Origin of the sequence: Mangrovicoccus ximenensis, assembly GCF_003056725.1 — a bacterium.
Lineage (GTDB): Bacteria > Pseudomonadota > Alphaproteobacteria > Rhodobacterales > Rhodobacteraceae > Mangrovicoccus > Mangrovicoccus ximenensis.
Map to the genome: position 1 here is coordinate 48,117 of NZ_QBKZ01000014.1, position 13,442 is coordinate 61,558.

At 69.0% G+C, this 13,442-nt stretch carries 14 protein-coding genes and 3 pseudogenes; 6 read left to right on the forward strand and 11 right to left on the reverse strand.

All coding sequences use genetic code 11. The features are described 5' to 3' along the window. Positions 1 to 31: 31 nt before the first annotated feature. A pseudogene (locus C7T91_RS14365) lies at positions 32 to 1,038 on the forward strand (IS256 family transposase); the annotation flags it as partial. A gap of 26 nt (positions 1,039 to 1,064) precedes the next feature. Here the strand turns inward: C7T91_RS14365 and C7T91_RS33565 are convergent. From C7T91_RS33565 to C7T91_RS14405, 9 genes are read right to left on the reverse strand one after another with little or no spacing between them, the layout of a single operon-like run. Beyond that, positions 1,065 to 1,346: a hypothetical protein gene (locus C7T91_RS33565; protein WP_201742129.1), complete on the reverse strand. Its 282-nt coding sequence runs from the start codon at positions 1,344 to 1,346 to the stop codon at positions 1,065 to 1,067. Between the two features lie 24 nt (positions 1,347 to 1,370). Further along, positions 1,371 to 1,691 carry a hypothetical protein gene (locus tag C7T91_RS14370; protein ID WP_108259850.1) on the reverse strand — a complete coding sequence of 107 codons (321 nt, stop codon included), beginning with the start codon at positions 1,689 to 1,691 and terminating at the stop codon, positions 1,371 to 1,373. After that, the gene (locus C7T91_RS14375) at positions 1,688 to 2,236 is read right to left on the reverse strand and encodes a hypothetical protein (protein WP_108259851.1); all 549 of its coding nucleotides are present in this window, start codon (positions 2,234 to 2,236) and stop codon (positions 1,688 to 1,690) included. Before C7T91_RS14375 ends, C7T91_RS14370 begins: the two co-directional genes overlap by 4 nt. Further along, positions 2,233 to 2,514, reverse strand: coding sequence for a hypothetical protein (locus C7T91_RS14380; RefSeq protein ID WP_108259852.1), 282 nt, complete (start codon positions 2,512 to 2,514; stop codon positions 2,233 to 2,235). Before C7T91_RS14380 ends, C7T91_RS14375 begins: the two co-directional genes overlap by 4 nt. A 23-nt stretch (positions 2,515 to 2,537) precedes the next feature. Beyond that, positions 2,538 to 2,858 carry a hypothetical protein gene (locus tag C7T91_RS14385; RefSeq protein WP_145962887.1) on the reverse strand — a complete coding sequence of 107 codons (321 nt, stop codon included), beginning with the start codon at positions 2,856 to 2,858 and terminating at the stop codon, positions 2,538 to 2,540. A 9-nt stretch (positions 2,859 to 2,867) separates the two neighbouring features. Continuing rightward, positions 2,868 to 5,525: a hypothetical protein gene (locus C7T91_RS14390; protein ID WP_108259854.1), complete on the reverse strand. Its 2,658-nt coding sequence runs from the start codon at positions 5,523 to 5,525 to the stop codon at positions 2,868 to 2,870. Beyond that, a complete protein-coding gene (locus C7T91_RS14395) occupies positions 5,522 to 5,806 on the reverse strand; it encodes a hypothetical protein (RefSeq protein WP_108259855.1) in 285 nt (94 codons plus the stop codon). The genes C7T91_RS14390 and C7T91_RS14395 overlap by 4 nt, the downstream gene beginning before the upstream one ends. 9 nt (positions 5,807 to 5,815) lie before the next feature. After that, entirely contained in the window at positions 5,816 to 6,574 is a 759-nt protein-coding gene (locus tag C7T91_RS14400) for a hypothetical protein (RefSeq protein ID WP_108259856.1), read from the reverse strand. 13 nt (positions 6,575 to 6,587) lie between these two features. Next, on the reverse strand, positions 6,588 to 6,932 hold the full coding sequence (locus tag C7T91_RS14405) for a hypothetical protein (RefSeq protein WP_108259857.1): 345 nt from the start codon (positions 6,930 to 6,932) through the stop codon (positions 6,588 to 6,590). Positions 6,933 to 7,101: 169 nt separating this feature from the next. On the opposite strand from C7T91_RS14405, the gene C7T91_RS14410 reads away from it, so the two are divergent. The 5 genes and pseudogenes from C7T91_RS14410 to C7T91_RS14435 all read left to right on the forward strand — a co-directional run. Continuing rightward, entirely contained in the window at positions 7,102 to 7,677 is a 576-nt protein-coding gene (locus C7T91_RS14410) for a DUF2244 domain-containing protein (RefSeq protein ID WP_236638243.1), read from the forward strand. 236 nt (positions 7,678 to 7,913) lie between these two features. After that, positions 7,914 to 8,174 carry a hypothetical protein gene (locus C7T91_RS14415; RefSeq protein ID WP_108259859.1) on the forward strand — a complete coding sequence of 87 codons (261 nt, stop codon included), beginning with the start codon at positions 7,914 to 7,916 and terminating at the stop codon, positions 8,172 to 8,174. A 569-nt stretch (positions 8,175 to 8,743) separates the two neighbouring features. Beyond that, positions 8,744 to 9,797 (forward strand): annotated as a pseudogene (locus C7T91_RS14425) (transposase). Between the two features lie 340 nt (positions 9,798 to 10,137). Further along, entirely contained in the window at positions 10,138 to 10,845 is a 708-nt protein-coding gene (locus C7T91_RS14430; protein WP_108259861.1) for a hypothetical protein, read from the forward strand. Between the two features lie 214 nt (positions 10,846 to 11,059). After that, a pseudogene (locus tag C7T91_RS14435) lies at positions 11,060 to 11,488 on the forward strand (hypothetical protein); the annotation flags it as partial. 133 nt (positions 11,489 to 11,621) lie between these two features. Here C7T91_RS14435 and istB read toward each other — a convergent pair. Both istB and C7T91_RS14445 read right to left on the reverse strand, forming a co-directional pair. Then, a complete protein-coding gene (istB, locus tag C7T91_RS14440) occupies positions 11,622 to 12,464 on the reverse strand; it encodes an IS21-like element helper ATPase IstB (RefSeq protein ID WP_108259862.1) in 843 nt (280 codons plus the stop codon). After that, complete coding sequence (locus tag C7T91_RS14445) at positions 12,461 to 13,222, reverse strand: Mu transposase domain-containing protein (protein ID WP_108260090.1); 762 nt, start codon at positions 13,220 to 13,222, stop codon at positions 12,461 to 12,463. Before C7T91_RS14445 ends, istB begins: the two co-directional genes overlap by 4 nt. Positions 13,223 to 13,442: the final 220 nt, after the last annotated feature.

Genomic DNA, 13,442 nt, shown 5'->3' on the forward strand with positions numbered 1-13,442 from the left:
GGCCTGAGAAGGCGGCGTATCGTGGCGGGTGCTGAAGCCTGCCAGAACTTCCAAAAGGAACGATACGCCTAGGACCGAAGATACCACGATCACCGCGCTCCGCCAGCCCGGAACCATCCTCGATCCGCTGACCGAAATTGCCCGCGAGGGAGCGCGCCAGATGCTCGCGGCCGCCCTGAAGGCTGAGGCGGCGAGTTTCGTCGCCCAGTTTGCCGGAGAGCGGCTGCCCGACGGCCGCCAGCGCGTGGTGCGCCATGGCGTCGGCCCCGAACGCGACATCCAGACCGGGAGCGGTCCGAGCGCGGTGCAACGCCAGAAGGTCCGCGATCGGGCGTGCGGCGTGCCCGACGAGAAGAAGATCCGCTTCACCTCGAACATCCTGCCGCGATGGGCGCGGCGGTCGCGCAGCCTGGATGCTCTGCTGCCGGTGCTCTACCTGCGCGGCGTTTCCACCGGCGTTCGGACATTCCTTCGAACCAATGGCAGTCCTGTCCTCACTTCAGGAGGCGCTCGGCGCGCTGCCCGGGACGGATGCGCCGAACCTGTCGCCGGGCGCGGTCACGCGGCTCGCGGCGGGCGGGCAGGAGGCGCATGACCGCTGGCAGCGGCGGGACCTGTCCGCCCGGCGCCATGTCTGCATCTGGGCGGACGGCATCTACCTACAGGCCAGAATGGAGCCGGTGGCCGAATGCATGCTGGTCGTTCTCGGCGCGACGCCTGAGGGAAAGAAGGAACTGGTGGGCTTCCAGGTCGGGGTCCGGGAAAGCGCCCAGAGCCCCCTCCCGGGGTTTGCAGGCAAACCCCTGCCGGTCAGCGGGACGCGAACTGCTGGTCGCTCTCAAGGCCCGGGGCTTGGCGGCCGCTCCGGAACTGGCCGTGGGAGACGGTGCCTTGGGGTTCTGGAAAGCGATGGACGAAGTCTTTCCCGGCACCCGTCATCAACGCTGCTGGTTTCACAATATATCGAACGTGCTCAATCACTTCCCCAAATCCGGGCAGCCCGCCGCGGCCGCAGATCTGCGCAACATCTCGCATGCGGGCGACGACATCGCGAGGGATGGCGATCATTTGAGCAGCCCCCGGGCCAGCGCGCCGAGCTTCTCGCGCACAGGCAGCGAGGTGGCGGCGGTCAGCAGCGCGCCCTGCACCTCGGCGTCGGCCAGCCGGATCGCGCGCTTCGGATTGGCCCGCTCGCGCAGGGCGAGACCGGCCAGGATGACCGAGACGCCCTGCGCGGCCAGGTCGGCATAGTCGGCGTCGATTTCGAGGCCGAAGGCGGAGGACAGGGCAGCGCAAAGCAGCAGCCAGCTGCTCCGCGCCTTCCAGAAGGCGAGAGGTTCAAGCATCGGAATTCTCCGTTTGGATATGGGTCAGTTGCCGTCCGAGAGGCCTTTGCGGACCTCGCGCAGCTCGATCAGGATGGCGGCCAGGGTCTGGTCCATGCCGTCGAGCCGCTGGGTGACGCGGGCAATCGTCAGCTGCCCGGCCTGCAGCCCGGCCCGCAGCTCGCGGACATCGGTGTTCGTGACCGCGATCGCCAGCTCGAGCCGCTCGATGTCGGCCGCATTGCGCGCGGTCTGCTCGCTGGTCTGCACCGCGAAGACGATGCCCGCCGCCAGCATGCCAACCAGTGTCAGGATCGGCACCGTGCCGTTCAGCCGGAGCCCGCCCTCGTCGTTGCGTTCGATCATGGCCAAGAGATCAGGCCTCCGTGGTTCAGGTGGTCAGAAAAACGGCCGGATCCGGATGAAGCCGTCGGCCCCGTGGCCGCCGCGCCAGTCGCTGTCGGAGCTGGCCGCCACCGCCCCGGCGCCGCCAGCGCCCGGGCTGTAGGCATCCCAGCCGTCCTGCTCCAGGAAGCGGAACGAAGTGCCAGGGAACAGGCCGCCGGGCGCGCCGCCATAGCCGGTCGGCGCTCGGGCTGCGCGGCGTCGACCAGGTCGCGCCAGCCCGGATGCACCGCGCCCATGACGATGCCGATGGCGTGCTCAGTCCGTGCCCCCCACCAGCCGTCCACTGGCCCCGGGTCGCGCCCGGCATCGCGCGCCTCGGCCTGCAGGAAGCAGGCCATCAACCGTTCGGCCGGCAGGTCGGGCCAGAAGTCCGGCAGGTCCGCCTCGCGGCCATAGGCCCAGCCCATCAGCGCGCCATGGGTGTCCGGGCCGATCATCCCATCATCGGTCTCGCCGAGCTGGCGCTGCGCCCAGGCGACGACTTCGCGGGGGATCGGGATCATTTCAGCAGCCCCCGCGCCAGCGCGCCGAGCTTCTCGCGCACCGGCAGCGAGGTGGCGGCGGTCAGCAGCGCGCCCTGCACCTCGGCGTCGGTCAGCCGGATCGCGCGCTTCGGATTGGCCCGCTCGCGCAGGGCGAGACCGGCCAGGATGACCGAGACGCCCTGCGCGGCCAGGTCGGCATAGGCGGCGTCGATTTCGAGGCCGAAGGCGGAGGAAAGGGCAGCGAAAAGCAGCAGCCAGCTGCTCCGCGCCTTCCAGAAGGCGAGAGGTTCAAGCATCGGAAATCTCCGTTGGATGTGGGTCAGTTGCCGTCCGAGAGGCCTTTGCGGACCTCGCGCAGCTCGATCAGGATGGCGGCCAGGGTCTGGTCCATGCCGTCGAGCCGCTGGGTTACGCGGGCAATCGTCAGCTGCCCGGCCTGGAGGGCCGCCCGCAGCTCGCGGACATCGGTGTTCGTGACCGCGATCGCCAGCTCCAGCCGCTCGATATCGGCGGCATTGCGCGCAGTCTGCTCGCTGGTCTGCACCGCGAAGACGATGCCCGCCGCCAGCATGCCGACCAGGGTCAGGATCGGCAGCGTGCCGTTCAGCCGGAGCCCGCCCTCGTCGTTGCGTTCGATCATGGCCATGGCTCAGACCACGTCGACCAGGAACGTCCCGAGCGGGTTGCCCGCCCAGTCGTGGAACTCGTCGCGGTTGTAGTCCCGGATCCAGAGCCCGCCGCGCGCGCCCGGCGCCCAGCCATAGGGGCCGCCGATCTGGCACCCGGCCAGGTCGGTCTCGCTGGTCACATAGAGCAGACCGCCATCCAGGTAGCAGGAGGTCAGCGGGATCGGCTCGGCCGCCGGATCAGCGCCCCCCGCCAGCGCGTAGAGACCGCAGGGCTGCGGCCCATGGACGACCGGCAGCGGGCAGTAGACCGGCCCGCCGGAGACGGAGAGGCGCACCGTCGTCGCGTCGATGCGCGTCGCCGCCGTGACCACCGGGCCGGTTGCATTGGACTGCCCCAGCGCCGCATTGGCCCAGATCAGCGCCTGGCGCGCGCCGCGGATCGCATAGGCCTTGCCCATCCAATGGATGTCCTGCTGGCGGCGCGGCAGGTCATAGGCCTCGGCGCCGCGGTGGCAGTAGCTCTCGGACTCGACAACGCGAAGATAGGCCACCCGCGCCGCATTGATGCCTGCCTGGCTCGTGACGTCGTGCGACCCGACGAAATTGCAGATGAACTGCATCGCCGGATAGGTGGCCCGGATGTAGCCGAACACCGCCAGGATCGTCGCCTGCATCTCGGCCGTGGTCAGCGCGCCGCTGTCGAGCGCCCCGGCGTCGCTTTCGCCCTGCGTCCAGAAGGTCCAGTCCGGCGCAAGCCCGGAGGCCGCCGCGGCGGCCGCGACCTCCGCCATGTAGGTGTCGAGCACCGGGCCGGGCCCGCCCGTCCCTCCATTGGCCCCGACATCCCACCAATATGCCGTCGAGCCGCCTGTGACCGAGCGGCGGTCGATGGCCGTTCCGCCGGTCGCGCCGTTGACGAATTGCACGCTGATGTCCTGGTTCGACGCCAGCTCCTTGGCCAGCCCGTAGCTGAAGCCGCCGATGCCGTATTCCTCCTCGTCGCGGAAGCCGTTCGACTGGCCGCCCAGGATGAACATCCGGTCATGGCCAATCGTTTCCGCGCCATAGCTCGGCGCCGGACCAGCCTCCTGCACGAGGAAGCGATTGCCCGAGAAGTCCACCACCTTGAACAGGCTGTTGCCGCCCGCCCCGGCGGTGACGCTGCCGGATTGCACCCCGGCCGCCTCGCTGCGGCCGGCGAAATTGCGGCCTGCCCCGGCCAGGATCCTGTCGCCCGGATTTGCCAGGATGTAGCCCTCGGTGCCCGGCCGGACGTGCGACAGGTCCACGACGCCCGGCGCACCCGACAGGACCAGAGACGCCGGGCGCCATAGCGGCTGCCACTGGAACGGGCGCAGATTGCCGACCGCGAGCGGCGCATCGCTCTCCTGGTTGCCGGGCACCGGCAGGCCGACCTGCGCGATCTTACCGAGATCCGGATTCACCAGCGTCTCTGCCGACGCACCGCCCGTCTGCAGCGCCGCGACCGCACCTTGCAGCGCCTCGATATCGTCGAGCACCGCGTCCTCGGTGTCGTTGATCAGGCGGGAGACGCCGGTCCCCCAGCGCAGCGCGTAGATCCGACCCGCCTTCAGCGGGACGCGCAGCGGGGTGCCGTCGCGCGCGCCGATGCTGGTCGGATAGGCCGTGCCGCCGACCGTGACGGTCAGGGTCGGGTAGCTGGCGGAGCTGTCCGCATGCGGGATGAAGAAGACGAGCTGGTTGCCCTCCGGCGCAAGCGTCGACGTCAGGGTGTAGGCAGACGAGGTGCCGCCGGTCGTGGCCGAGTAGGACAGGACGGAGCGGCGGGCGAGATCGTTCACGGCCGCCTGGCGCGCGGAGGTTTCCGCAGCCACCGCGGCCTGCACCCCGTCGATCGCGGACCGCGCGCCGTTGCCCGGCTCGTAAACCCGGCTGGTGCCGGTGCCGAGGTCGATCTCGTAGCGCACATTCGCCAGGATGCCGAAGGGAATCTGGCCGCCGTTCGGACCGATCAGCTGCGTCGTGATCGTGCCGGCGCCATCGGTGATGACCAGAACGGGCACGGAGACGGTGCTGGCCGCATGGAACACCAGCGAGACGAGCTGCGTCCCCTGCGGCATCTTCGAGACCGTGATGCCGTAGCGCTCGCCCGAGGCATAGCCCGGCACGTCGGCGGTCGTGCCGAGGCGGATCCGGCCCTCGACACCCCGCGCGAACAGCACGCTTTTCGCGTCGGAGACCCGGCTCCAGCGCCCCATCGAAGAGATCCAGCGGTACTGCCCGGCATTCGGCACGGACGCGCCGTCATAACCGGTTCCCGAGGCCTGCTGGTGCGAGCCGGTGTCGGTCGGCTCGACCGAGGCCGCCTCGCCGTCGACGGTTCCGGCCAGCGTCAGCAGGTTCGCCCAGCTCGGTGCGATGCGGGACACGTCCTGCGCATTGAGCGCATAGCCCTCCGCCTGGCCGCGGGCCGCCTCGGCAGCCCCCTGCGCGGCTTCTGCCGCGCCCCTGGCCGTCTCGGCCCCGGCAAGGATGCCCTGCGCCTCCTCCGTCAGCGCTGGATTGACGATCTGCTCGTAGAGCTCGTCATCGGTGATTCCGGGCAGCCCCTTGGCTGCCCGCTTGACGTTCACCAGCTCGGTGACGCCCTGCCCCGGGTCACCCTTCTGCCCGCCGCCGAAGCGCATGTCGGTCATGCCGCATCCCTCACGAAGAAATGGATTGGATCGGCCAGGGCCACCGAGGCCCCGTCCGTGGAGGTGACGACCGAGATCATCACCCCGAGCGGCCACCCTGCGGTGACCTCGGGCGCGAAGCGGAACTCCCAGAGATCAGACACGCTGTCCGTCACCTCTGCAGTCCAGCTCCGGCCGGACCGCGGATCGGTGACGCTGCAGCTCGCCGTCCAGCCGGTCGGCACTTTCACGTCCGACAGCAGCCAGTCCGTGCCGCGGTACTGCGTCGGCATGCCCGCCATCGGCCCGCCTCAGGCTGCCGGGCCGCGCGCGGTGATGTGGATCACCGGCGTCGACGGCGTGGCGCTCGCATTGAGGCGCACCGAGCGAAGGCCGGTATAGCCCGTCGCCGTCACGCTGGAGACCTGGGCGCCATGCGGAATGTCAGAGGCGTCGGCGACGGCAAACGAAATCGTCGGCGGCTCCGCGAAGGGCCGCGCCCAGGACGCCCCCTGCGGCGCCGAGCGGTAGGGGTTCGCGTGGTCGCCGATCCCCGCTGCCAGAGGGTTGCCGATCACCACCTGCCTGGTGCAGACCAGCATGCCATCCTCGAAGAGATGCCAGGAACTGCTCTCGTTGAACTGGCTCGAGATGTCCGTCTTCTTGAGCGTGGCCGCGTCGAGGGCATCGAACTGCGCTTCGGTCAGCAGGACATGGGGGCCGGTATTGGGCGGCAGCTGGCCGACGAGCATCACGTCGATCGTCGCGGCGCCAGAGGACGGCACCAGCAGCGCGCCGATGGTTTCCCAGGCCTGCTTGCCGGTCGACCTGGTCTGGAATTCCTGCACCTCGTAATAGGTCGGGGCGCTGCCCTCGTCATTCGGCCAGAGCTCGACCTCGACCAGCCCGGAGGCCGAGCTGGTGCCGGTGACATAGCCCGGCGGGTTGGTCACCAGGTTGCCGTCGCCGGTCAGGCCGAGCCCGCGCAGGATGAAGCGGTACGCGACGCCCTCGAGCGCGCCCGCGGGGCCGTTGACGGTGACCGTCACGGCGCGTGGCGTGATTGGCATGGATGCCTCCTGTTCAGAAATAGGGGATGAGGATGATCAGCCCGGCCGCGCCATGGCCGCCGCGGTAATCGCTGTCGGAATTGATGGAGGATCCGCCCGCGCCGCCCGCGCCGGGGCTTTCGGCATCCCAGCCGTCCTGGTTCACGAAGCGGAACATCGTGCCCGGGAACTCGGCCCCCGGCGCACCGCCATGGGCGGTCGGCATCCAGTTGTAGTCGAGCACCCGCCCGGCCCCGCCGGCCTGGCCGCGCAGGTTCAGCGTGCCGCCCGGCTCCCCCGGAGCGGCGGCACCGCCCGGCGCCCGCTCCTCTTGCAATCCAAAGGCGATCGCGCCGGACACCGCGCTTCCCTTCCGCATGGGGTCCGCCAACCGTAGGGCAAGCGCGGACGCCCCCCGGGGCCGGCTCCGCCGCCAAGGCGCCCGGCTTGCGATCGTGATCCCCATGGCGGCCGCACCTCCCGGAATTGCCAGACGCCCGCGGCGCGGCTAAGCTCGGGCATGGCTGGCGGAACGGCCTCCAGCCCGAATGTCTGCTGTCTGGCCAATGCCCTATCTGTGGTTGAACGAAACAGGCTCTGCCCCCGAGATCTCGGGCGCGTCCTTCCTGGCGCGGGGCGAGCCGCCGCTGGCGCGGCTGGAACTCAAGGCGCATAGCTCGCTCTCCGCCCGCGGCTTCGTGCTGGTGATCGGCGCGATGTTCGCCTTCGCGCTGGTGCCGCTGCTGTCGGTGCTGGGCTCGCAGGTCTTCTGGGTGCTGCTGCCGTTCGTGATGGGGGCGCTGGGGCTCTTGTGGTGGGCGCTGAAGCATTCCTGGGCCGACAAGGATGTCCAGGAGGAGCTGTCGGTCTGGACCGACCGCATCCGGCTGCGCCACCGCCCGGCGCGCGGCCCCGAGAAAAGCTGGGAGGCCAATACCTACTGGGCGGCGGTCCACCTGCATCCCGCGCGCGGCGCGCACCGCAACTACATCACGCTGACCGGCGGCGAAGACGGGCGCGAGGTGGAGCTGGGCAGCTTCCTGACCGAGACCGAGCGCGCGCTGCTGCATCCCCAGCTGCGCCGCCTCCTCGACAGCGCCGCCGCCTCGAACCTGCCGCTCTGAGCCCGGCAAGGACATGGCGTCGCCGCGGCAGGTCCCGCTTTCCCGCCCGGCGAAAGCCCAGGCTACGGACTGCACAAATTGAGTTTCTTGAAAAACAGAGGCTTCCCGGCATGACATCGCGCCTTCTGCGACCCTCGCGGTTGCGGACCTGCCCCCCCTTGGAAGCGCCGCTCGCCATCAGCCTGCGAGCCAATTGGGAAACGGGACTTTCCGCCTGCGGATGGGCCCAGTACGACATGGTGCGGCTTTCCGACGAGGGCGGCACCCGCAGCGTGACCGATATCCGCGGCGGCGGCGCCTCCTGGATCGGAAGCCTCCCGGCATGCCACCATGTCCGGGACGGACTCACGTCATGGCTCGCCGCGATGCCCTCGGGATGGACCTGCTGCCCGGACAGCTACGCTACCATCCGGACCGGGCTGGACGTCACGATCCCGGCGGCCTCCTTCGATGCCGTCCCAAGGTCAGGACCCATTGAATTCCGTGGGTCCTCGTGATTGCGGACGTCCTCTCGAGGTGCATGATGAAAGGCCTGGTCCGGCTGAGCGAGGCCCAGATGGACCGGATGCGTCCGTTTGCCGGGCAAGCAGTCCCCGGATTGTTTGCTGGTCCTCGAAGCTCCGCAAGTCCCACGGACGGCCGGGAGCCGCTGGTCGGCGCGGGCTCAGCGGCATAACCTTCATCAATTGCAACGGCTTGCGCTGGCGCGGCGCGCCCGCTGAGCATGCTCCGCACAGGTGAAGGGCACCGTGGCGCCGCGATAGCCCCGGAAACCCTCTGCAACCGTTAGCTCCCCGGAGCCGGATTTGCCCGCATCATGGACGGGCTGGCCTGCGAAGGCAGGGACACGGGGACCGTCATGATCGATGCGACCTTCCCCAGGTCCCGCCGGACAGCGTCCGGCCTCAGGGTCAAAAGGGGGCGCGGACGGCTGATCGGGCTGGCCAGGGGCGGCATGGACTCGAAGCTGCATGCCGACACCGGTCCTTTGGGGCGTACGATCGGCCTTGTTGCACAAAGACGGTCCGGGATTCACATCGTGAATCCAATGTAGTCGCGGGCTGGCATGAGCAGACCGGCGAAACCGGCCCGCAAGACCGTCAACCGGCATGGCTGCGAGCCGCTGCGCGCCAGCGGTCCGGGCGCCACGGCGAGCGAGGCTCTGAAGCAGCGCGGATCGCTGACCGTCTGCTCCGATCCCTCGATGCAATGGGATGCGGCGCTGTCCGGGCGCCGCGGCCGCCAGCAAGCGTACAGCGACCCCGCGATCCAGGCCTGCCTCACCCTCAAGATCCTCCTCGGGCTCCCGCTCCGCCCTGGCGTGCCATTGGCCGCCATTTGTCCGAGTGAGTTGCCCATCGCGGCGCCCCCGGTCCGAGCCCGATGGGCGACCGCGCTCGGCTTCATGGCGAGCCGGCTGGAGCTGTCCGGGCTCTGCTGGGACGTTCCGGACTTCAGCATCCTGTCCCGTCGGCAGAGCAAGACGGGACCGTGGCGCCAGTGGCGCCGCGAAAGCGCGCAGCACGGCACAGGCGCAAGCATGGCGGCTCGAAGCGGCGCATTCGCGGTGCCGCTTGGACCCCGGCGGACGAGGAGATCTCCACCGTCACGGCCGGGTTGCCAGCGGATGCGCCGCCGGTTCGAGCACCGCTGGCGACGCCTGCGACACCCGCGCCTCCCACGACGCCGTCGCCGCACGTGGTGCGGCAGCGGGTCGTCGGGCAAAAGGTCCCCCGGACCTTTTGTTGAACCTCCTCGCTTCCGCCCCGCCGCAACGCGCGGCCATGGAAGCCGGACACGGCCGGAGCTAGGACGCGCAACGAGATCCTGCGCGCGTCAAGGCACCTCGGCCGGGCACTCTGGCGGAACTGGAGCGGGTACCACCGCCGGAGCCGAGTGGGAACGAAGATGAACTGCGTGAAGCTGCTCGGGCAGCGGCTGATGTCGCGCGACTTCGACCGCCAGGTGGCCGAGGTCCAGATCCGCGCTTTCGCGGCTACGCTTGAACCAATGGCGCTTGCCGCTCATTCATGAACCGCTTCACGGCCATCGGCATGCCGGTCACCGTGGCAATGGGAAAAGTCTGTCCGGGCAAAAGGGGAACTGCCGTCGGCAGCTGATTTGCGCAACAGCGCCCCATGGGCCCAGAGCCTAGCAGCCAGAGCCGGGCAAGCTTTCGCCATGCGGTCCACGGTGCCGGGCACGGCAACAGCGAACGGAGAGTACATGGACCGAGGGGACCACACCGGGTAGCGGTTCGAAGGCCGCGCCCGAGCCGCCCTCGCCAGCTACGGCTTTCCGCTTCCGCCCGAAGCCTTGCCCCCAGCGCCCGTTCCGCCGCCTGCAGCCCTGCCCGCCCCCGAAACGGAACCGGATTGCACCGAAATTGAACCGGACAGGGGCAGCCGCGCGTGCCAATACCCGTTTCAGCAACCCTGCCGCAATTTTCGGATGGAAAACATGAGCTTCATCAAGACATTTGCCTGCGCCGCGCTTGCGGCACTCGCCGCTTTCGGCCCCGCCGCCGCCGCCACCTTCACGGTGAGCTTCTCGGATTTCTGGATCACGGACCCGGCTGATCCCACATACGAATACAGCCTCCCGTCCTCGATGGAGTCCTTCGACGCCACCACCGAAGGCGCCTTTCCGCGCATCATCGGTTATGTCGACACGCCCTTCCCCGCCATCACGCTGACGCTGGACGACCTCGATTTCGAGCCCAGCGGCCGGTCCTACAGCTTGTCCGGCGGAACGCTGGAAAAGGCCGGCTTCCTGTTCTTCGGAGAGATGAACGAGGGCGGCAGCGTCTGGACCGAAGCCATTCTGAACCTGTCCTTCACGGCCGAGCAGATCGCCGCCATCAACGGCAGCGCCGCCGGAACCCGCATGGACCTGCCTGTCGAGGCCAACCTCTATGTCGAGGTCTGGGACCGCAGCACCTGGACCCGGGTCGAGCCGGATATCGCCTACAAGGGCCGCGCAAGCGCAAGCATCACCGTCCTGACCTCGGATGTCGCCGCGGTGCCGCTGCCCGCCGCGCTGCCGCTGCTGGGCGCAGGCCTGGCCGGGCTGGGGCTGATGCGCCTCGTCGACGCCCGGCGGGCAGGGGCGCCGGCAGTGCCGGGGGATGGGGCATGCCGCGCCCGGGCTGGCCTTGCGGATTGCTGACCCGGGCGGCGGGGTCGGCATGTTCCTGCTCGATGCTCTCGCAGCCGCAGCTCCGGGGATCGGTCAGGGGGCCTCCGGTCCCCCGGCGCATCGATGGTTCGCGCTGAACAAGTCTCATGGCATTGGTATCCTGCGGATTTCGTCCTGTTTCCTTTGCCATGGCCTGCACGGACCGGCATGATTCAGTCCGAACCCCCGCAATTTCGGCCCCCCGATGAAGCACCGGTCCCGCCCGCCAGAACAATTCGGGGGACCGTCGTGCCAGTGGCACGGCGCAAGCCCGCAGAATGACCTGCTGCGCCCGCGCCTGGTCGAGATGATCGATCTGCGCCACGAACTGGCGAAGCTCGCCGGCTGATCGACTGGGAGGTCTTCGAGCGCGCGTGATCCGGGTTCTTCCCGTCGAAGAGCGGCCGCGCCGCCGCGCCCGGTGGCGGGCTTGCTGTACCTGCAGCACGCCTATCACCCTTCGGACGAGGCCGTCGTGGCGCGCTGGGTGGAGAACCCGTACGACCAGCACTTCACCGGCGGGACGTTCGTCGGGAAAACAGTCCCCCGGACTGTTTTCTGATCCTCCTCACGCCAGCACCGCCCGCCGGTCGGCCCGTCCTCGCTGACACGCTGGCGCAAGCGGACCGGCGAGTGAGGCGGCTTGCGCCATTGGTCCGGGCACGCCGCCGAACGGCGTCGAGCGGATGCTGTCAATGGCAACTGAATTTTCCCCAGTTAGGGCAATTTGGAATTCCCCACTTGGCGGTTCCGGCGATCAGCCGGTTTCAGTGATCGGCAGCTCCATTCCGGATTTTCGGCGGCCGTCCTCGGCGCTTCGGCGGCGGTGGCGGGGTGATCGGGGCGTTGGCGCGGACATGTTCCGGTATCAGGTCGGCATGGGCGCGCAGCCGGTAGCTGGCGCCCTCGATCTGGACGACAACCGCGTGGTGCAGAAGCCTGTCGAGCAGCGCGGTGGCGACGACCGGATCGCCGAAGACCTCTCCCCACTCTGCAAATCCGCGGTTGGAGGTCATGATCATCGCGCCCTTCTCGTAGCGCGCATTCACGAGCTGGAAGAACAGGTTGGCCCCGCCCTGGGTGATCGGCAGGTAGCCGATCTCGTCGACGATCAGCAGCGAGGCCCGGGCATGGAACCGGATTTTTTCCGGCAGGCGGCCTGACCGCTCGGCCTGGGACAGAGCCTCGATCAGCTCGGCGAGCGTGGCGCGATAGACCGTGCGCCCGGCCTTCACCGCGGCCACGCCAAGCGCCGTCGCAAGGTGGCTCTTCCCGATGCCTGGCGGGCCAAGGAAATGGACCACCTCCGAACGGCGGATGAAGCCGAGTTGGGCAAGCGCTGCAATCCGCTCCCGGTCCAGCGACGGCTGGAACGAGAAGTCGAAGCTTTCCAGAGTCTTGATGGGCATCAGCTTGGCGGTGCGCAGGGCGACATCGACGCGGCGGCCTTCGCGTGTGACGTATTCTTCGCTCAGCAGGCTGTCGATCGCCTCGACGGCGGTGATCTCGCCCTTTTCCAGCTGCTGCAGGGTGTGGTCGAGCGCCTCCAGCGCGCGCGGCATCTTCAGCCCGACGAGGGCGCCGCGGATGCGGTCGAGCAGCGCGCTCATGGCTGGCTGCCCGCAGCCAGGCGGCGGCCGACGGCATCGTAGAAGTCCAGCGGGCGGCGCAGGCCCTGGACCGGCATCTGCTGGGGAGGGCGCGGCGGCGGGGCCTTGCGATGGGCGGGATCGACCCGGCGCAGCGCCTTGCCCTCGAGCACCGGGTGCCGGGCGATCAGCTGGCCGTCCTCGAAGATGCGGATCTCGGCAGTGTGGTGCTGGACCTCGAGCACGCGGCGCCGCGCGGTGTCGGGCACCGAGTAGAGATTGCCGCCGACCGAGACCATGCCCTCCTTGCTGACCCTTCGCTCAACGGTGAGGACGGCGTCATAGGCCAGGGCAGGCCGGACGACGCCGGGCTCGTCGGTGAATTCCGCCGTGAACTCGGCGAAATCCACCTGTGCCTGCTTGCCCGGGGGTGTCTCGAAGCGGCGTTCGAACTGCGTGCGACGGGACGGCCTGACCGATCTCAGAAAGGGCTTCAGGGTGGAGTAGCTGCCCTTGTAGCCCATCGCGCGGATCTCGCGCAGCAGGCGCCGTCCGGACAGGTCGGGAAACAGCCCGACCCGGTCCCGGAGATAGGCCTCGAAGGGCTCGAGCAGGTTCTGGACCGGCTCCCGGGTCTTGTGGACCGGGGCTTCGAGGCCCTGCTTCAGGTACTTGCGCACGGTCTTGCGGTCGCAGCCCAGCTTGAGCGCGATGGCGGTGACGCTCAGCCCCTGGCGTTTCAAATCGTGGATCAAGACGATCTCCCTCAAACACTTCACCTGACTGCCCCTGCATTCGCGCAGAAGCTCGGACCGGTGGCGCATCAGCGCTCATTTGTTGGGAGCATCAGGCCAGTGATCCGCGGCGCCGCCAATTTCCGGATCCATGAGGTCCGAAAATTGACGACCCCGCTCACGGTCGGGGATTTTTCAATTGCCCGTTTCGGGGAGATTACGACTGCCCCTTACACATGCTCGCGCAGAATGAGGAGGATCAGGA